This is a genomic window from Microbacterium tumbae (assembly GCF_054780175.1).
On the sequence record NZ_BAAGWV010000001.1, the window covers coordinates 1,355,729 to 1,373,034 of the forward strand.

The window sequence follows — 17,306 nt, forward strand, 5'->3', positions numbered from 1 at the left end:
TGCGCTCCTCGCCCGACGGGCGACCGGGGGCGGCAGGATCGAGGAATCCCCATGCCAGACACCCTCCTCACCGTGCGCGACTTCTCCGTCGTGTACGACGTCGAACCGCCCGTCGAGGCGGTGAAGCACGTGACGCTCGAGCTCGAGCGCGGCGAGATCCTGGGCCTCGCGGGCGAGAGCGGATGCGGCAAGACGACGCTCGCCTACGGCATCCAGCGCCTGCTGCGCGCCCCGGCCGTCATCACCGGCGGCGAGGTCACCTTCCACGACGCCGCAGGCGACGACGTGGACGTGAACGCGCTGGACGCGGAGCAGATGCGCCGGTTCCGCTGGGACAAGGTGTCGATGGTCTTCCAGGGCGCGATGAACGCCCTCAACCCCGTGACGACGATCGGCGCGCAGCTCGAGGACGTCTTCGAGGTGCACCGGCCCGACCTCGGACGCCGGGAGCGGCGCGCGGCCGCAGAGGAGCTCCTCGAGATCGTCGCCGTCGGCCGGGAGCGCCTGCGCTCCTATCCGCATGAGCTCTCCGGCGGTATGCGCCAGAGGGTCATGATCGCCATGGCGCTCGCGCTGCGCCCGCAGCTGATGGTGATGGACGAGCCGACCACGGCCCTGGACGTGCTCGTCCAGCGGGAGATCCTCCGCCAGATCTCCCAGCTGCGCCACGAGTTCGGGTTCTCGGTGATCTTCATCACGCACGACCTCCCGCTGCTGCTGGAGATCAGCGACCGCATCGCGGTCATGCGTCAGGGGGAGATCGTCGAGCTCGCCCCGGCGCGGGAGCTCTGGGAGCATCCGCGGCACGAATACACGAGGACGCTGCTGGCATCCTTCCCGCGCCTCACCGGCGAGAGGGGGGTGCTGGTCCGATGACGACGCTGGAATTCCGCCATGTCACCAAGCGCTACCGCGTGCGCGGCAGCTCTCCGATCCTCGCCCTCGACGACGTGAGCTTCACGCTCGAGAGCGGCAAGACCATCGCGCTGGTCGGCCAGTCCGGCAGCGGCAAGTCCACGATCGCCAAGATCCTCACCCAGCTCGAGACGCCGACCAGCGGCGACGTCCTGCTGGACGGCGCGCCCATCCCGGTGCGAGGCCGGGGGCTGCGACGCTACCGCCAGAAGCTGCGGATGGTCTTCCAGGACCCGTTCGCCTCGCTCAACCCATACCACTCCATCCGCTACCACGTCGAGCGTCCGCTGCAGCTGGACCGCGTCGTGCCCAAGGCGGAGGTCGACGCGGAGGTCCGCCGGATCCTCGAACGCGTGCGACTCGACGTGGACGCCGTGATCGACCGCCGCCCGCACGAGCTGTCCGGCGGGCAGCGCCAGCGCGTCGCGATCGCACGCGCGCTGGCGTCGCGCCCCGCGCTGCTCGTGGCCGACGAGCCCGTCTCGATGCTCGACGTGTCCATCCGCCTCGGGGTCCTGAACCTCCTCGCCGAGCTCCAGCGGGAGGACGGCCTCGGCGTCCTGTACATCACCCACGACCTGGCCACGGCCCGCCACTTCAGCGACGAGATCATGGTGCTGCACCACGGGAAGGTCGTCGAGTACGGCACGGCGGACGACGTCATCCTCCACCCGCAGGACGCCTACACCCGTGAGCTGCGGGCGGCGTCCCCCGACCCGGAGAAGCACTTCGCCGAGCCGGCGGCCCGTCCGTTCGGAGACATCGCATGAGGATCCCCTACCGTTTCATCGCCGGTCGCACCTTCTTCTACCTCTTCACCGCATGGGCCGCCATCACGATCAACTTCTTCCTGCCGCGGATGATGAAGGGCGACCCCGTCACCGCGTACATGCAGAAGAACGCCGGGCTCATCACCCCGGAGGCGGAGCGCTCGCTGCGCATCCTGTTCGGCCTCGACCAGGACAGCACCCTCTGGGAGCAGTACATCGACTACTGGAAGCTGCTGTTCTCCGGCGACCTCGGTCGCTCCTTCTCCAACGGGCTCGCGCCGGTGGGCGACGTCATCGCCTCGGCCCTGCCCTGGACCCTCGGGCTCGTGGGCATCGCGACGATCCTGTCGTTCGCCATCGGGACGGCCGCCGGAGCGGTCATCGGATGGCGCCGCGGCAGCCGTGCCGACGTCATCGTGCCGATCTCGACCTTCTTCAGCACCGTGCCGTACTTCTGGCTCGGGCTCATCGCGATCGCGGTGTTCTCCTCGACGCTCGGATGGTTCCCGGCATCCCACGCCTATGACAAGGGATCGCGGCCGGAGCTCACGATCGACTTCATCGGTCAGGTGATCGCGCACGGCGCGCTGCCGGCGATCACGATCGTCATCGCGTCGCTGGGCGGCTGGATCCTCGGCATGCGGAACATGATGCTCACCGTGCTCGACGAGGACTACATCACCGTCGCGCAGGCGAAGGGGATGCCGAACAGCCGGGTGCTCTGGAACTACGCCTCGCGCAACGCCGTGCTGCCGCAGCTGTCGAGCTTCGCGCTGTCGCTCGGGTTCATCGTCGGCGGCACGATCGTCATGGAGATGGTGTTCTCCTACCCGGGTGTCGGAAAGCTCCTGCTGGACGCCACCAACGCGAAGGACTATCCGCTCATGCAGGGGCTGTTCCTCATCATCACCCTGGCCGTGCTGTGCGCGAACAGCCTCGCCGACATCGCCTACGCCGTCCTCGATCCGCGCACCCGTCAGTCGGAGGCCTGAGATGACCGTTCCCACATCCGCCGAGAGCACGGCGCAGGCGGGCGCCCCCGTCCCGACCGGGATGCCGGAGACCGCGACCCTGCGCTCGCCCGCGACGCGCCCGCCGGCGAAGAAGACCTTCTGGTCGCAGCTCGGCTCGTCCTTCGCGATGTTCCGCAACCGCAAGTCGCTCGCGGGGCTCATCATCCTCGGCGTCTTCGTCCTCGTCGCGCTCTTCGGCGATCTGATCGCGCCGTACGGTCCGCTGGAGAAGGACTACACCTCGCTGCGGCAGGCGCCGTCCTGGTCGCATCTGCTCGGCACCACGCACATGGGCGAGGACATCTTCAGCCAGATCGTCTACGGCACCCGCGGCGTGCTCGTCGTCGGCTTCCTCGCCGGCATCATGGGCACCTTCATCGCGGTGATCATGGGCGTCGTCTCCGGGTACACGCGCGGCTGGCGCAGCGAGTCGCTGTCCGCGCTGACCAACGTGTTCCTCGTGATCCCCGGCCTCCCGCTGATCATCATCGTCGCCTCCCAGTTCGAGGATCCGCCGCTCGTCCTCGTCGCCGCCGTCCTGGCCGTCACGGGCTGGGCCTGGGGCGCCAGGGTGATGCGCGCCCAGACCATGTCGCTGCGCAACCGGGACTTCATCCAGGCGGCGAGGGCCAACGGCGAGCCGCTGCGACGGATCATCTTCGTCGAGATGCTGCCGAACCTCATGGCGATCATCGCGTCGAGCTTCGTCGGCACCGTCACGGCCGCCGTCCTCGGGCTGACCACGCTCGCGTTCATCGGCGTCATCCCGATCACGAACCTGAACTGGGGCACGATCCTGTTCTGGGCCCAGCAGAACGGGGCCTTCCCCAACTACTGGTGGTGGTACGTCCCTGCCGGGCTCTGCATCGCGATCCTCGGCGTCGCCCTGTCGCTGATCAACTTCGGCATCGACGAGTACGTCAACCCGCGCCTGCGCTCCGCCGGCGAGCGGGCCAGGGCGATGAAGAAGAAGGGGCTCGACGTCAACGACGCCGTGACCGCCGTGCGTCCGCAGACCGCGTCCGCGAAGAACACGAAGAACACGAAGAGATGACATCCCAGACCGAGACCCTCCCGTACCTCGACACCGCCCTCTCCATCCCCGAACGCGTCGCCGACCTGCTCGGTCGCATGACGGTCGAGGAGAAGATCGGGCAGATGCTGCAGCTCGACGCCCGTGAGGACCTCGACGACCACATCCTGCGCCGTCACGTCGGCTCGATCCTGCACACCTCTCCCGAGCGGATCCTCCGTGCACGCGAGCTGACGCTGAAGACCCGGCTGCGGATCCCCCTGCTCGTCGGAGAGGACTGCATCCACGGGCACTCCTTCTGGCCGGGTGCGACGATCTATCCGACGCAGCTCGGGATGGCGGCGTCCTGGGACCCGGAACTCGTGGAGCGGGTGGCACGGGCGACGGCGGAGGAGGTCGCCGTCACCGGCATCCACTGGACGTTCTCCCCGGTGCTGTGCATCGCGAGGGACCTGCGCTGGGGGCGCGTGAACGAGACCTTCGGCGAGGATCCCTTCCTCATCGGCGAGCTCGCCAGCGCCATGGTGCGCGGCTATCAGGGGGATGGACTGGACGACCCGACCGCGATCCTCGCGACGGCGAAGCACTTCGCCGGATACTCGGAGACGCAGGGCGGGCGGGACGCGTCCGAGGCGGACATCTCGCGGCGCAAGCTCCGCAGCTGGTTCCTGCCGCCGTTCGAGCGGGTCGCGCGGGAGGGATGCCGGACGTTCATGCTCGGCTACCAGAGCACCGACGGTGTGCCGATCACGGTGAACGACTGGCTGCTCAGCGAGGTGCTGCGCGGCGAGTGGGGCTACACCGGGATGCTCGTCACCGACTGGGACAACGTCGGGCGCATGGTCTGGGAGCAGCGGGTGCAGCCGGACGACGCGCACGCCGCCGCGGCGGCCGTGCAGGCGGGCAACGACATGATCATGACGACGCCCGGCTTCTTCGAGGGCGCGCGGGAGGCGGTGTCCCGCGGGATGCTGGGCCCGGACGACTTCGACGCCGCCGTCGCCCGCATCCTGACGCTGAAGTTCGAGCTCGGACTGTTCGAGGACCCTCGGCTGCCCTCCGATCGGCTCGGCGAGGTGGTGGGCAGCGCGGCGCACGCCGAGCTGAACCTCGAGGTCGCGCGACGCTCGCTCGTGCTGCTGGAGAACGACGGGACGCTCCCGCTGAGGCCCGCTGCCGCCGATGCGCCTTCGGTGGGGGTGCGCAGGATCGCGGTCGTCGGACCCCTCGCGGACGAGGCCCAGGAGCAGCTCGGCGACTGGGCCGGGGGCTCGGGGCAGGCAGGCTGGCTGGACGGGCAGCCGCGCGAGATGATCACGACGGTGCTCGACGGCATCCGCGACATCGCTCCGTGGTCGGTCGCCTATGCGCGCGGCGCCGACGTCGGCACGCTCGGCGCCGATCCCCGCGGGGAGACCTTCCCCGACGGGCAGCCGCGGCCTCCGGTCGTGCACCCGGCCGCGCCGGACGACGACATGATCGCGGAGGCGGTGGCGGCGGCATCCGATGCAGAGGCGGTCGTCGCGGTGGTGGGCGACATCGTGGGCCTGTTCGGCGAGGCGCGCTCCACGGCGACGCTCGAGCTCGTCGGCGCGCAGAACGCCCTGCTGGACGCCGTCATCGCGACGGGGAGGCCCGTCGTGATCGTCCTGCTCGCGTCGAAGCCGCTCGTGCTGCCGGCATCCGCGTCGAAGGCCGCCGCCGTGATCTGGGCCGCGAACCCGGGGATGCAGGGCGGGCGCGCGCTCGCCGAGCTGATCACGGGGGCGATCGAGCCCTCGGGCCGGCTGCCGATCTCCTTCGCGCGACATGCCGGGCAGCAGCCGACCTATTACAACCAGATCCGCGGACAGCACGGCGACCGCTACGCCGATCTCACCCAGGCGCCGGCCTGGGCGTTCGGGGAGGGGCGGTCGTACACGACCGTGGCCTACTCCGACCTCACCGCCGTCGTCGGCGATCCGGTCGAAGGCACGATCGTCGCGGAGGTCACCGTGACGAACACCGGTGCGCGGCCGGTGCGCGAGACGGTGCAGGTGTACGTGCGCGACGAGGTGACCTCGGTCAGCTGGGCCGACCGCGAGCTCAAGGCCTACCGGCAGGTGGAGCTGGCGTCCGGGGCGTCGGAGCGCGTGCGCATCGAGCTCCCCGTGTCGGCGTGCACGATCGTGGACGCCGGTGGCGACCGCATCGTCGAGCCGGGGGAGTTCGCCCTGTTGGTCGGGCCGAGCTCGCGCGAGGAGGCGCTGTTGGCGGCGTCGTTCACGCTGCGTGCGTAGCACGGCGGAGAACCCAGATCAGTCTGTCTGTCCGTGGCGTGTCCGGTGGCGACACGCCGGGTGGCGAGCGGTGGATCTGGGTTTTCCGACGCGCGTTATGCGCGGGCGCGGAGACGCGCGGCGGCATCCCACGCCTGGGCGGCGATCTGGACCGCGTCCCAGGGAGAGCCGAGGGGCGGGGTGTAGGAGAGGTCGAGGTCGCTGAGCTGGTCGATCGCGAGTCCGGCATGGAGGGCGGTGGCGTAGGTGTCGACGCGCTTGGCGATCTCGGTGCCCCGCCGCCCGACGAGCTGCGCGCCGAGGAGGAGGCCGTCGTTCGCGTCGCCGGTGATCCGGAAGCGGATGGGATGCGCGCCCGGGTAGTAGCGCTTGTGGTCGTCGGCGGACGAGGCGACGGTGACGGGTGAGATCCCGGCGGCGATCGCCTCCCGGTCGCGGAGGCCGGTGCGTGCGGCGACGAGGTCGAAGACCTTGACGACCTGGGTGCCGACGGAGCCGGCGAAGGAGCGGCTCCCGCCGACGGCGTTCTCTCCGGCGATGCGACCCTGCTTGTGGCTCGTGGTGCCCAGCGGCAGATAGGTCTGGCCGAGCAGGCGGTGATGGGTGATGACGCCGTCGCCGGCGGCCCAGACATGCGGGAGCCCGGTGCGCATGTGCTCGTCGACAACGATCGCGCGGCCCGCGCCGAGTGAGGCCCCGGCGTGCTCGAGGAGCTCGGTGTTGGGGCGAACGCCCACGACGACGAGGACGAGGTCCGCGGTCCGCGAGAAGGGCTGGTCGTCGCGGATGCCGGTGACGGCGAGCCCGGCGGGAGTCCTCTCGATGCCGGTGACCGTCGTGCCCGTGACGACCTCGACGCCGTGGGCCGTGAGCTCGTCACGGACGAGGGCGCCGAGCTCGGGGTCGAGGGTGGAGAGCACCTCGGGGCCGCGCTGGAGCTGGGTGACGGTCATGCCGCGGGCGATGAGCGCTTCGGCCATCTCCAGCCCGACGTACCCTGCGCCGACGATGATCGCCGACTGCGGCTGCCGGCTCGTGAGGTGCTGGTCGAGTGCGAAGGTGTCTCCCATGGAGTGGATGACATGCACGCCGTCCGCCGAGGTCAGGGACTCGAGCCCGGCGATGCCTGCGTGCGAGGGGAGTGCTCCGGTGCCGACGATCAGCTCGTCGTAGGCGATGTCCTCGGTCGAGCCGTCCGGGGTCCGTACCGTGAGCCGCCGGTCCGAGACGTCGATGCTCGTGGCGAAGGTGTTGAGCCGCAGCCGCATCCCGGTCGCCTCGAGGTCGGCGGCGGTGCGGTGCGCGAGCGACTGCCAGGGCTGCACCTCGCCGGTGAAGTAGTACGGGATGCCGCAGATGGAGAAGTTGGGGTACTCGTCCGCCACGACGACGGTCACGTCGGTGGCCGGATCGAGCTCCCGGGCGCGCAGGGCCGCGGAGATGCCGGCGTCGGAGCCGCCGATCGCGATCAGATGGGTCATGGACGAGCCTTTCGATCCGGGAAGAGCAGGAGCACGAGACCGACGCTGACGACCGCGCCGACGATCTGGGCGGCGAGGAACCAGCCCGCGGAGGCCGGGGCGATGCCTGCGGAGGCGTCGGTGAAGATCCGTCCGATCGTGACCGCGGGGTTGGCGAAGGAGGTCGAGGAGGTGAACCAGTACGCGGCCCCGATGTACGCGCCGACGGCGGGGCCGACGATCGCGGCGCGGCCGGTGCGGACGAGCGCGAAGACCACGAGGATCAGCCCTGCGGTGGCGACGACCTCGCCGAGCAGCGGGGCCGGTGCGGCACGATCGATCGTGGACAGGGCGGTCGGGGCGTCGAACATCAGGTGGGCGAGAACGGCGCCGCCGATGCCGCCGAGGAGCTGCACGACGATGTAGACGCCGATGTCCGCGCCGGCCGGCCGTGCGCCGAGCGCACGGCCGGCGAGAGTGACGACCGGGTTGAGATGCGCCCCGCTCACCGGTTGGAGGATCAGGATCAGCACCGTCAGCCCGAGCGCGGTCGCCAGCGAGTTCTCCAGGAGCTGCAGCCCGGCATCGTCGGGGGAGAGGCGCTGCGCGGCGATGCCGGAGCCGACCACGATCGCCACCAGCAGGGCGACGCCCAGCAGCTCGGCGGCAGCACGCCGCCACAGCGGCACGGTCTCGGTGTTCATCGCTGCCCATCTTGACGACTTCCCATCGCTCAGTCAAACTTGAGTCAATGAACATTGAGGAAACGACTCTGGCGGATCGGGTCGCACGGCATGCGGCGCTCGCCGATCCGGTTCGGCTGCAGATCCTGGACCTGCTCGCGCTGGGCGACATCGCACCCGTCGAGCTGCAGCGCGGCCTGGGCGTCTCGTCCAACCTGCTCGCGCACCACCTGAACCAGCTCCAGCAGGCGGGGCTGATCGTGCGCGGTCCTTCGGAGGCCGATCGGCGCCGCACCTACCTGCGCGTCGTGCCCGGGGCGCTCGACGGCCTCATCCCATCGCGGACGCTCGCGGTGCGGCGGGTGCTGTTCGTCTGCACGGGCAACTCCGCCCGCTCCCCGCTCGCCGCCGCCCTCTGGCGCGACAGCAGTGACGTGCCCGTCGCCTCCGCGGGCACGCATCCGGCGGCGCAGATCGATGCCGGCGCGCTCGCCGCCGCCGACCGGCACGGACTCGCTCTTCACGATCCCGCGCCGCGCGCCCTGGAGGACGTGCTCGACGCGGACGACTTCCTCGTGACCGTCTGCGACGCCGCCCATGAGGAGCTCGGAGGCGACCGGGGCGTGCACTGGTCGGTGCCCGATCCCGTGCGGGACGGATCCGACGCCGCCTTCGACGCCGCGTTCGCCGATATCGTCTCCCGTATCCGGGGCTTGGCGCCGAAGCTCATCGCGGCAGGGTGACGTCCTCGGCGTCTAGGGTTGATCTGCCCGCTCGGGCGCTCACCCCTGGAGAGACATGACGTCCGTCGACCGCATCCGATATCGCGCCCATCCGACCGTCCTCGACGCACTGAAGAGCCCACGGATGCTGACGAGGGAGATCCTCGCCGGCCTCGTCGTCGGACTCGCGCTGATCCCCGAGGCCATCGCTTTCTCGGTCATCGCCGGCGTGGATCCGAAGGTCGGGCTGTTCTCCTCGTTCATCATGGCCGTATCGATCGCCTTCCTCGGCGGGCGTCCGGCGATGGTCACGGCGGCCACGGGCGCCGTCGCCCTGGTCGTCGCCCCGATCGCGCCGGCGTACGGCCTGGACTACCTCATCGCCACGATCATCCTCGCCGGCGTCTTCCAGGTGCTCCTCGGGGTGCTGGGCGTGGCCCGGCTCATGCGCTTCATCCCCCGCAGCGTCATGACCGGCTTCGTCAACGCGCTCGCCATCTTCGTGCTCGGCTCCCAGCTCCCGCAGCTCATCGACGTGCCCTGGCTCGTCTACCCCCTGGTCGTCCTCGGCGTTCTCGTCATGCTCGTCGTGCCGCGTCTCACGAAGGTGGTGCCGGCGCCTTTGGTGTCGGTGATCATCGTGACCGCCGTCGTGCTGGGTCTCGCGCTGAACGTGCCCACGGTCGGCGACCAGGGCGAGCTCCCGCGCAGCCTGCCTTCGCTGTTCCTGCCGGACATCCCCTGGACGTGGGAGACCTTCGCGATCATCGCGCCGTTCGCGCTCGGCGTCGCCGTCGTCGGGCTCATGGAGTCCCCCCTCACCGCGAAGCTCGTCGATGAGATCACCGACACGCGCTCGAGCAAGACACGTGAATTCTGGGCGCAGGGCGCCGCCAACATCCTGTCGGGGCTCTTCGGCGCGATGGGCGGATGCGCCGTGATCGGTCAGACCATGATCAACGTCAAGGAATCGGGCGCGCGCACCCGCCTGTCGACGTTCTGCGCCGGCGTCTTCCTGTTCCTCCTCGTCGTCGTCTTCGGGGACTTCGTCGCGACGATCCCGATGGCGGCGCTCGTGGCTGTCATGATCATGGTCGCGATCGGCGCCTTCGACTGGCACAGCGTCCGTCCGTCGACGCTCAGGCGGATGCCCAGGAGCGAGACCTTCGTCATGGTGGCCACCGTCGTGCTCGTGCTGCTCACCCACAACCTGGCGATCGGCGTGGTGGGAGGCGTCCTCGTGGCGTCCGTGCTGTTCGTCCGTCGGGTCGCCCACGTCGTCACGGTGACGCGCACGGCGGATGCCGACACCGCTCGCTACGTCGTGGACGGGGAGCTGTTCTTCGCCTCCAGCAACGACCTCACCACCCAGTTCGCCTACTCCGAGGATCCGGAGTGCGTGATCATCGACCTCTCCCGATCGCATGTCTGGGACGCCTCGACGGTGGCCGCGCTCGACGCGATCGAGACCAAGTATGCCGCCCGGGGCATACGCGTGAGGCTGGTCGGACTGAACGAGGCGAGCGGACGGTTCCATGGCCGGCTGACGGGCGGCTTCCCCCCGGCATGAGGGGTCAGGTCGCGTCGAGACGGCGAGGACCCGCGCCCGAATCCCCGAGCGAGTCGTCCGGATTGAGCAGCCCGCAGGCCTTCATCGACAGGCATCCGCAGCCGATGCATCCGGTCAGCTCGCGTTCGAGGCGTTCGATGCCCTCGCGTCTTCGCTCGAGATCCTGCTTCCACCTCCGCGACGCGCGCTGCCATTCGGCGTGGCTCGGGGTGCGCGTGAGCGGGACCTCGGCGAAGGCCTCCTGGACGTCGGCGAGCGGGATGCCGAGGCGCTTCGCGACCGTGATGAGCGACACCCGGCGCAGCATATGGCGGGCGTATCGGCGCTGATTGCCCGATGTCCGGCTGGAGGCGATGAGCCCGAGCCGTTCGTAGAAGTGCAGCGCGGAGACGGCGACGCCGGTGCGGCGACTCATCTCGCCGACCGTCAGCAGCTCGTCCGGGGCGCGCTCGGATGCCGCGGGCATCCGGAACCTCCTCGATTTGACCTCAAGTATGCTTGAGGTCTTAGCGTATCGCTGAAGCGAACGAAGGAAGCCGATGCCCTCTGAGACGCCGTCCTCACCCGCCCCGACCGACGTGGGCGAGGGGCTGAAGGCCGCCTTCCGCACGCACCCGGCCGGCGTCGCCATCATCACGGCCGCCACGGATGCGGGGCCGGTGGGCCTCACGGCGTCCAGCGTCTCCTCGGTCGCCGTCGACCCCGCGGCGATCATGTTCTCCGTCACGCGCGCCACCGGAAGCGCGGGGGCGATCCTGGGTGCTGCGACGTTCCTCGTGCACCTCGTCGACTCCGAGCACGCCGATCTCGCGCAGAACTTCGCCGTGTCCGGTGCCGAGCGCTTCACCGCCGATCAGGGCTGGAGCAGGCTCGCGACCGGCGAGCCGTATCTGGCGTCGGCGAGGGCGGCGCTGCGCTGCCGTCCTCTGCACACCGTCTCGGTCGGATCCTCGACGGTCGTCATCGCCGAGGTGCTGGAGGTGATCATGGGGCAGCCGGGACGTCCCGTCGTCTATCACGATCGACGGTTCCACACGCTGCCCGCTGCCTGAGCATCCCGCCTTCGCGCGGTCGTCCGAGCCGGCGCGTCAGTGCCGGGCCGTCGTGCCGCGCACGATGAGCTCGTAGGGCAGTTCGCCGTGGACGGCGGGCGGCGTCGTCTCCTCGAGCTTCGCGAGCACGGCGGCCGCGGCCCGCTCGCCCTGGCCGATCGGGAACTGGTCGACGGTCGTGAGCCGGAAGAACTCGCCGAGCTCGTGCCCGTCGATGCCGACGATGGAGAGGTCGTCAGGGACCCCGAACCCCAGATCCCTGGCGGCGAGGATCGCTCCGATCGCCATCTCGTCGGATGCGGCGAACACGGCGCTCGGCCGGGGGCCGGGGCGTCCGAGCAGCTGCTTCGCCGCGCGATATCCGCCCTCGACCGTGAAGTCCGCCGGCTCGAGGAATCCGGGGCGCGGGGTGATGCCGGCATCCGCCAGCGCCCTCTCGAAGCCCTGCCTGCGCTGGGTCGGGATGTGGAAGTCCAGGTCGAACTCTGGATTTGCGCCGATGTGCGCGATGTCGCGGTGGCCGAGCCCGAGCAGATGCTCGGTGGCGAGCTTCGCGACGGCGACGTCGTCGACCGTGAGGGTGTCCAGACGCGGGTTCGGGCCGCCGATCGCGATCACGGGAAGGCCGAGCGCGAGCAGCTGGCCGGTCTCGACCTCGTCGAGCTCGATCGACACGGCGATGATCGCGTCCACGCGCTGACGACGCAGCGCGGTGGCGAACACCTCGCGGCGGACGTCGCGATCGGAGGTGATGTTGTACAGGGTGATGTCGTAGCCGGCGCGCATGAGGGCGCTGGAGACCCCGGACAGCACGGTGCTGAAGAACCAGCGGTCCAGGAACGGCACGACGACGCCGATGTTGCGCGTGCGGCCGGAGGCGAGCGAGGAGGCGCGCGAGGAGACCACGTAGCCGAGCTGCGCGGCGGCGGCGAGCACGCGCTCGCGCGCGGCGGCGGAGACATGCCCGCGACCGCTCAGGGCGCGGGAGACGGTGGCCGTGGAGACGCCGGCCAGCTGTGCGACCTCATCGATGCTCGTCATCGTGCGCGACTTCCTTCTCGGGGCTCCGAGTCTGCGACACCACGCCCAGTAGTAGACGTATCGCCGTCGTCTCGGCGTGGTGTCGCAGACTCGCGGAGGTCAGAGTGTGTACCAGACCGCGGTGTCGACCGGCAGGGCGGAGCCGGAGAACGGCTGGCTCTGCACGACGAAGGCGGCGCCGGCCGGCAGCTCGATCGGCTCCGCGCCGAGGTTCACCGCGACGTGGAGGTCACCGCGGCGGAACGCCACGGCATCCGGGCCGAGGTCCTCCCAGACGAGCGAGCCGGTTCCGAGCGAGCGCTCGCGGCGCAGCCTCAGCAGCCGCTTGTACAGCGCGAGCGTCGATGCGGGGTCGGCCTCCTCCGCGTCACGGGCGTAGGACGCCCACTCCGCCGGCTGCGGAAGCCAGGATGCTCCGGTGGTGTTGAACCCGAACGCCGGGGCGCCGGCCTCCCAGGGCAGCGGCACACGGCATCCGTCGCGGCCGTAGCGCTCGTGATCCGTGCGGAACCAGGTCGGGTCCTGGCGGAACTCGTCCGGGATCTCGATCGCCTCGGGAAGGCCGAGCTCCTCGCCCTGGTACAGATACGACGATCCGGGCAGCGAGAGCATGACCGTGGTGGCCGCGCGTCCGCGGGCCAGTCCCACCGCCGTGTCCGGCTTGCCCTCGGAGAGCGGGCCGATGCCCTCGCCCTGCGGGTTGTCGGCGGTGAGGGCCAGGCGAGATGCGTGCCGGACGACATCGTGATTGGAGAGCACCCAGGTGCTGGGCGCTCCGACCCTGCCGAACTGGTCGAGCGACTCCCTGATGACCGCGCCGAGCGCCTCGGCATCCCACGGGGTCATCAGATAGGGGAAGTTGAACGTCTGGTGCATCTCGTCCGGACGCACCCACAGCGCCGTCTTCGCCAGGGTCGGGAGCCAGGCCTCGCCGCACAGGGCGCGGTCGCCGTCGTACTCGGCCAGCACGCGGTGCCAGTCGCGGTAGATGTCGTGGACGCCGTCCTGGCCCCAGTAGGGGACGTTCTCCTCGCCGCCGCCCATGGAGTCCGCATCCGCGACGGGGGCGTAGTCGGGCAGGCCCGCCTCCTTGACCATGCCGTGCGCCACGTCGACGCGGAAGCCGTCGACGCCGCGGTCGAGCCAGAAGCGCAGGATCGAGCGGAACTCCTCCCGCACGTCCTCGTTGGTCCAGTCGAAGTCCGGCTGGGAGACGTCGAAGATGTGCAGGTACCACTGACCCGGCGTGCCGTCGGCCTCGACGACGCGCTCCCACATGCCGCCGCCGAAGACGCTCTCCCAGTTGTTGGGCGGCAGCTCTCCGTTCTCGCCCCTGCCGTCGCGGAAGACGTAGCGGGCGCGCTCCGGGCTGCCCGGCCCCGCCTTCAGGGCCTCCTGGAACCAGACGTGCTGGTCGGAGGAGTGGTTGGGGACGAGGTCGACGATGACGCGGATGCCTCGGGCGTGCGCCTGTGCGAGCATCTCGTCGAAGTCCGCCAGCGTGCCGAACAGCGGATCGACGTCGCGGTAGTCCGCGACGTCGTAGCCGGCATCCTTCTGCGGCGAGGTCATGAACGGGCTCAGCCAGATCGCGTCGACGCCGAGCTCCCGCAGGGAGTCCAGCCGGCCGGTGATGCCGGGAAGATCGCCGATGCCGTCTCCGGAGGCGTCCGCGAAGGATCGCGGGTAGATCTGATAGATCACGGCGCTGCGCCACCACTCGGCACCGGGGGCGGCGGACTGTTCAAGCTGGGTCATGCGATGAGCCTACTGCAAGCGCTTACAGTTCCGCGAGCGCCGCCGATCCGCGGCATCCGGGGCCGCTGATGCGGCCCGCGGGATCAGGTGTTGAGCACCACGTTGATCGGGGACTCCCCGGCGAGGAGGCGCTCGATCTGGGTGCGGATCAGCCGTGCGATGCGCGGGTTCATCGCCGTCGACGCTCCGCCGACATGCGGGGCGATCAGGATGCCCGGCGCGCTCCAGAGCGGATGCTCCGCAGGCAGCGGCTCCTGTTCGAGCACGTCGAACGCGGCGCGCAGCCGGCCGGCCTGCAGCTCCGCGAGCAGGGCGTCCGAATCGATGAGCGATCCCCGTCCGACGTTGACCAGCAGTGCGCCGTCCGCCGCGCGGGAGAGCATCTCCGCGTCGAAGAGGTGGTGGGTCTCGGCTCCGCCGGGCAGGCTCAGCACGACGATCTCGGCATCCGGGAGCAGGTCGGGCAGCTCGTCGATGCCGTGCACGGCGATCTCGCCGACGCCGTCGACGGTCTCGGTCCGCGCGGTGCGGGCGACGGCGGAGAGCTCCACCTCGAACGGGGCGAGGCGCCGGGCGATGGCGGTTCCGACGCCGCCGAACCCGACGAGGAGGACGCGCCGGTCCGCGAGGCTCTCCGCGAAGACCGGTGACCACTCGGCCTTCTCCTGGGCCAGCACGAAGCGGGGGAGCTGCCGCTGCGCCGCGAGGGTCAGCGCCACGGCGAGCTCGGACGTGGACGTCTCGTGCACGCTCGAGGCGTTCGCGAAGCGGATGCCGGCGGGCAGGCGCTCCGCCATCCCGTCGTAGCCGATCGACTGTCCCTGCACGAGTCCGATCGACACGCCGTCGAGCGCCCGGAGGGCCTCGGGCTCTCCGATGTACGGAGCGACGACGACGTCGATCCGCTCCGCGGGCGCCGGAGTCGTCAGGTCCCAGAAGTGGACTTCCACCCCCTCGGGGAGCGGGGCGATATCGGTGACGAGTCTCTCGGAGGGAACGGTGACGACGAGTTTCACGGTTCGACCCTATCGTCCGTGGCGGCGCCGGACGTACACGAGGAGGGGTCAGCGGGTCTGGGGATCGTCGTGCGCGAGCGCCTCCGGAACGCTCGCCGACAGGCTGTGGGCGACGTGGCGTCGCGCGAGGCCCTCCGCGCCGTCCTCGTCGCCGGCCCGCACCAGCGCGAGCAGCTCATGGTGCTCCTGCAGGTCGTCGATGCGCGGCTCGTCGCCGCCCGGCAGGGCGAGACCCAGCCGCCGGTACCGGTCCGACTTGTCCCAGAGGTCGTCCAGCATCCGGATCATCACGTCGTTGCGGCTGGCGAGGTAGACGGCGCGATGGAAGTCGCGGTGCGCGGCCACGGCGTGCTCGCCGCCCTCCCTCGTCACGGGGACGAGCCGGCCGGCCGCTTCGGCCATGCGGGCGAGATCCTCGTCGTCCCGGCGTGCGGCGGCGAGGCGCGTGGCGGACGGCTCGAGGGCGAGCCGTGTCTCGAGGAGGTCGGACGCCTCGCTCGCGCTGGCCGTGGAGACGCGGACGTCGCGATGGGCGACGACCGCGACGAGCCCCTCGCTCGCGAGCTGGCGGATGGCCTCGCGCAGCGGGGTGATGCTCATCCCGAGGCCGGCGGCGAGCTCGTCCTGCGCGAGCCGCGAGCCCGGCGCCAGCTGGCCGTCGAGGATGCGTCCGCGCAGCGCCGCGTAGGCCACGGCTGCCTTGCTCGAGAACACGGCTGGTGTGGACATCGCTCTCCCGGGTCTTGTCGTCGGCTTCCTCCCACGATACCCTCTCTTACATCTTATAAGATGCATCGAAGGAGTCCCGTGAAGATCGTCTCGGCGCACGCCGGCACCATTCCCATCAGCTCGTCCATCCGCAACGCGTTCATCGACTTCACGGGGATGGACTGCTCGATCCTCGCGCTCGTGAGCGACGTGATCGTCGACGGGCGTCCCGTCGTCGGCTACGGCTTCAACTCGAACGGGCGGTACAACGCGACGCCGCTCATCCGCGAGCGGTTCCTCCCGCGACTGCTCGGCGCCGATCCGGACGCCCTCCTCTCCGACGACGGGCAGCTCTCGCCGGAGAGGGCGTGGGACATCATGATGACGAACGAGAAGCCGGGCGGGCACGGCGAGCGCTCCGTCGCGGTGGGGGTCATCGACATGGCGCTCCACGACCTCGCGGCGAAGATCGCCGGCGTCCCGCTGTACCGATGGATCTCGGACCGCTACGGCGACGGCGCGCCGGACGACGACGTCTTCGTCTACGCCGCCGGCGGCTACTACGCGCCGGGCAAGAGCATCCGCGATCTGCAGGACGAGATGCGCCGCTTCCTCGACGCCGGGTACGAGGTCGTCAAGATGAAGATCGGCGGGGCGGACCTCGCCGAGGACATCACGCGGATCGAGGCGGTCATCGACGTGCTCGGCGGCGACGGCTCGCGGCTGGCGGTCGACGTGAACGGCAGGTTCGACCTCGAGACCGCGCTCGAGTACGGCAACGCGATCCGGCAGTACGGTCTGTTCTGGTACGAGGAGGTCGGCGATCCGCTCGACTATGCGCTGAACGCGGCGCTGGCGGAGCACTACCCGGCGCCGATCGCGACCGGGGAGAACCTGTTCTCCGTGCACGATGCGCGCAACCTCCTGCGCTACGGGGGGATGAGGCCCGATCGGGACTGGATCCAGGTCGATCCGACGCTGGCCTACGGCCTGACCGAGTACCGCCGCGTGCTGGGCGAGCTCGACGGGCACGGATGGTCGTCGCGGCGCTGCGTCCCGCACGGCGGGCATCAGTTCTCGCTGCACATCGCGGCGGCCCTGAAGCTCGGCGGCAACGAGTCCTACCCCGGGGAGTTCCAGCCCGCTGGCGGCTTCGCCGACGATGCCGTCGTCCGCGGCGGCCGGATCGCGCCGGGGGACCGCCCGGGGATCGGCCTGGAGGGGAAGGCCGCGTTCTTCCGCCTCCTGCGCGAGCTGCACGCCTGAACGGAGCGACGAGGAGCCGG

At 70.5% G+C, this 17,306-nt stretch carries 16 protein-coding genes; 9 read left to right on the forward strand and 7 right to left on the reverse strand.

The window, feature by feature from the left end:
- Window positions 1–51 precede the first annotated feature (51 nt).
- Genes ACYVGQ_RS06240 through ACYVGQ_RS06260 form a run of 5 tightly spaced genes read left to right on the forward strand, consistent with a single transcriptional unit; the run spans window position 52 to window position 6,010 of the window.
- A complete protein-coding gene (locus ACYVGQ_RS06240) occupies window positions 52–876 on the forward strand; it encodes an ABC transporter ATP-binding protein (protein WP_460783687.1) in 825 nt (274 codons plus the stop codon).
- Complete coding sequence (locus ACYVGQ_RS06245; RefSeq protein ID WP_460783688.1) at window positions 873–1,685, forward strand: ABC transporter ATP-binding protein; 813 nt, start codon at window positions 873–875, stop codon at window positions 1,683–1,685. The genes ACYVGQ_RS06240 and ACYVGQ_RS06245 overlap by 4 nt, the downstream gene beginning before the upstream one ends.
- A complete protein-coding gene (locus tag ACYVGQ_RS06250; RefSeq protein ID WP_460783689.1) occupies window positions 1,682–2,677 on the forward strand; it encodes an ABC transporter permease in 996 nt (331 codons plus the stop codon). The genes ACYVGQ_RS06245 and ACYVGQ_RS06250 overlap by 4 nt, the downstream gene beginning before the upstream one ends.
- A 1-nt stretch (window position 2,678) precedes the next feature.
- Window positions 2,679–3,752 carry an ABC transporter permease gene (locus tag ACYVGQ_RS06255; RefSeq protein WP_460783690.1) on the forward strand — a complete coding sequence of 358 codons (1,074 nt, stop codon included), beginning with the start codon at window positions 2,679–2,681 and terminating at the stop codon, window positions 3,750–3,752.
- Complete coding sequence (locus ACYVGQ_RS06260; protein WP_460783691.1) at window positions 3,749–6,010, forward strand: exo-beta-d-1,3/1,6-glucosidase; 2,262 nt, start codon at window positions 3,749–3,751, stop codon at window positions 6,008–6,010. The genes ACYVGQ_RS06255 and ACYVGQ_RS06260 overlap by 4 nt, the downstream gene beginning before the upstream one ends.
- A gap of 95 nt (window positions 6,011–6,105) precedes the next feature.
- Here the strand turns inward: ACYVGQ_RS06260 and ACYVGQ_RS06265 are convergent, their stop codons facing one another.
- Together ACYVGQ_RS06265 and ACYVGQ_RS06270 are read right to left on the reverse strand one after the other, a co-directional pair.
- On the reverse strand, window positions 6,106–7,491 hold the full coding sequence (locus tag ACYVGQ_RS06265) for an FAD-dependent oxidoreductase (RefSeq protein ID WP_460783692.1): 1,386 nt from the start codon (window positions 7,489–7,491) through the stop codon (window positions 6,106–6,108).
- Window positions 7,488–8,174: an aquaporin gene (locus ACYVGQ_RS06270; protein ID WP_460783693.1), complete on the reverse strand. Its 687-nt coding sequence runs from the start codon at window positions 8,172–8,174 to the stop codon at window positions 7,488–7,490. The genes ACYVGQ_RS06265 and ACYVGQ_RS06270 overlap by 4 nt, the downstream gene beginning before the upstream one ends.
- A gap of 47 nt (window positions 8,175–8,221) precedes the next feature.
- On the opposite strand from ACYVGQ_RS06270, the gene ACYVGQ_RS06275 reads away from it, so the two are divergent.
- Window positions 8,222–8,896 (forward strand): arsenate reductase/protein-tyrosine-phosphatase family protein, encoded by a 675-nt coding sequence (locus ACYVGQ_RS06275; protein ID WP_460783694.1) that lies wholly within the window; start codon window positions 8,222–8,224, stop codon window positions 8,894–8,896.
- A gap of 55 nt (window positions 8,897–8,951) precedes the next feature.
- Window positions 8,952–10,445 (forward strand): SulP family inorganic anion transporter, encoded by a 1,494-nt coding sequence (locus ACYVGQ_RS06280; protein ID WP_460783695.1) that lies wholly within the window; start codon window positions 8,952–8,954, stop codon window positions 10,443–10,445.
- Between the two features lie 4 nt (window positions 10,446–10,449).
- Here the strand turns inward: ACYVGQ_RS06280 and soxR are convergent, their stop codons facing one another.
- A complete protein-coding gene (gene soxR, locus ACYVGQ_RS06285; protein ID WP_460783696.1) occupies window positions 10,450–10,911 on the reverse strand; it encodes a redox-sensitive transcriptional activator SoxR in 462 nt (153 codons plus the stop codon).
- A 73-nt stretch (window positions 10,912–10,984) separates the two neighbouring features.
- On the opposite strand from soxR, the gene ACYVGQ_RS06290 reads away from it, so the two are divergent.
- Window positions 10,985–11,497, forward strand: coding sequence for a flavin reductase family protein (locus tag ACYVGQ_RS06290; protein WP_460783697.1), 513 nt, complete (start codon window positions 10,985–10,987; stop codon window positions 11,495–11,497).
- 36 nt (window positions 11,498–11,533) lie between these two features.
- On the opposite strand, the gene ACYVGQ_RS06295 is transcribed toward ACYVGQ_RS06290, so the two are convergent.
- From ACYVGQ_RS06295 to ACYVGQ_RS06310, 4 genes are all read right to left on the reverse strand, one after another.
- Window positions 11,534–12,538, reverse strand: a complete 1,005-nt coding sequence (locus ACYVGQ_RS06295) for a LacI family DNA-binding transcriptional regulator (protein ID WP_460783698.1) — start codon at window positions 12,536–12,538, stop codon at window positions 11,534–11,536.
- A gap of 99 nt (window positions 12,539–12,637) precedes the next feature.
- Window positions 12,638–14,296, reverse strand: coding sequence for a glycoside hydrolase family 13 protein (locus ACYVGQ_RS06300; protein ID WP_460783699.1), 1,659 nt, complete (start codon window positions 14,294–14,296; stop codon window positions 12,638–12,640).
- A gap of 83 nt (window positions 14,297–14,379) precedes the next feature.
- Complete coding sequence (locus ACYVGQ_RS06305; RefSeq protein ID WP_460783700.1) at window positions 14,380–15,312, reverse strand: 2-hydroxyacid dehydrogenase; 933 nt, start codon at window positions 15,310–15,312, stop codon at window positions 14,380–14,382.
- Window positions 15,313–15,360: 48 nt separating this feature from the next.
- Window positions 15,361–16,041 carry a GntR family transcriptional regulator gene (locus ACYVGQ_RS06310; protein WP_460783701.1) on the reverse strand — a complete coding sequence of 227 codons (681 nt, stop codon included), beginning with the start codon at window positions 16,039–16,041 and terminating at the stop codon, window positions 15,361–15,363.
- A gap of 78 nt (window positions 16,042–16,119) precedes the next feature.
- On the opposite strand from ACYVGQ_RS06310, the gene ACYVGQ_RS06315 reads away from it, so the two are divergent.
- A complete protein-coding gene (locus ACYVGQ_RS06315) occupies window positions 16,120–17,286 on the forward strand; it encodes a mandelate racemase/muconate lactonizing enzyme family protein (protein WP_460783702.1) in 1,167 nt (388 codons plus the stop codon).
- Window positions 17,287–17,306: the final 20 nt, after the last annotated feature.

Excerpts from the sequence above, each read along its gene's own strand:
- ACYVGQ_RS06275 (WP_460783694.1), top strand. The coding sequence starts at position 8,222 with ATGAACATTGAGGAAACGACTCTGGCGGATCGGGTCGCACGGCATGCG.
- ACYVGQ_RS06265 (WP_460783692.1), bottom strand. The coding sequence starts at position 7,491 with ATGACCCATCTGATCGCGATCGGCGGCTCCGACGCCGGCATCTCCGCG.
- ACYVGQ_RS06300 (WP_460783699.1), bottom strand. The coding sequence starts at position 14,296 with ATGACCCAGCTTGAACAGTCCGCCGCCCCCGGTGCCGAGTGGTGGCGC.
- ACYVGQ_RS06245 (WP_460783688.1), top strand. The coding sequence starts at position 873 with ATGACGACGCTGGAATTCCGCCATGTCACCAAGCGCTACCGCGTGCGC.
- ACYVGQ_RS06260 (WP_460783691.1), top strand. The coding sequence starts at position 3,749 with ATGACATCCCAGACCGAGACCCTCCCGTACCTCGACACCGCCCTCTCC.
- ACYVGQ_RS06270 (WP_460783693.1), bottom strand. The coding sequence starts at position 8,174 with ATGAACACCGAGACCGTGCCGCTGTGGCGGCGTGCTGCCGCCGAGCTG.
- ACYVGQ_RS06280 (WP_460783695.1), top strand. The coding sequence starts at position 8,952 with ATGACGTCCGTCGACCGCATCCGATATCGCGCCCATCCGACCGTCCTC.
- ACYVGQ_RS06295 (WP_460783698.1), bottom strand. The coding sequence starts at position 12,538 with ATGACGAGCATCGATGAGGTCGCACAGCTGGCCGGCGTCTCCACGGCC.
- ACYVGQ_RS06255 (WP_460783690.1), top strand. The coding sequence starts at position 2,679 with ATGACCGTTCCCACATCCGCCGAGAGCACGGCGCAGGCGGGCGCCCCC.
- ACYVGQ_RS06250 (WP_460783689.1), top strand. The coding sequence starts at position 1,682 with ATGAGGATCCCCTACCGTTTCATCGCCGGTCGCACCTTCTTCTACCTC.
- soxR (WP_460783696.1), bottom strand. The coding sequence starts at position 10,911 with ATGCCCGCGGCATCCGAGCGCGCCCCGGACGAGCTGCTGACGGTCGGC.
- ACYVGQ_RS06310 (WP_460783701.1), bottom strand. The coding sequence starts at position 16,041 with ATGTCCACACCAGCCGTGTTCTCGAGCAAGGCAGCCGTGGCCTACGCG.
- ACYVGQ_RS06240 (WP_460783687.1), top strand. The coding sequence starts at position 52 with ATGCCAGACACCCTCCTCACCGTGCGCGACTTCTCCGTCGTGTACGAC.
- ACYVGQ_RS06290 (WP_460783697.1), top strand. The coding sequence starts at position 10,985 with ATGCCCTCTGAGACGCCGTCCTCACCCGCCCCGACCGACGTGGGCGAG.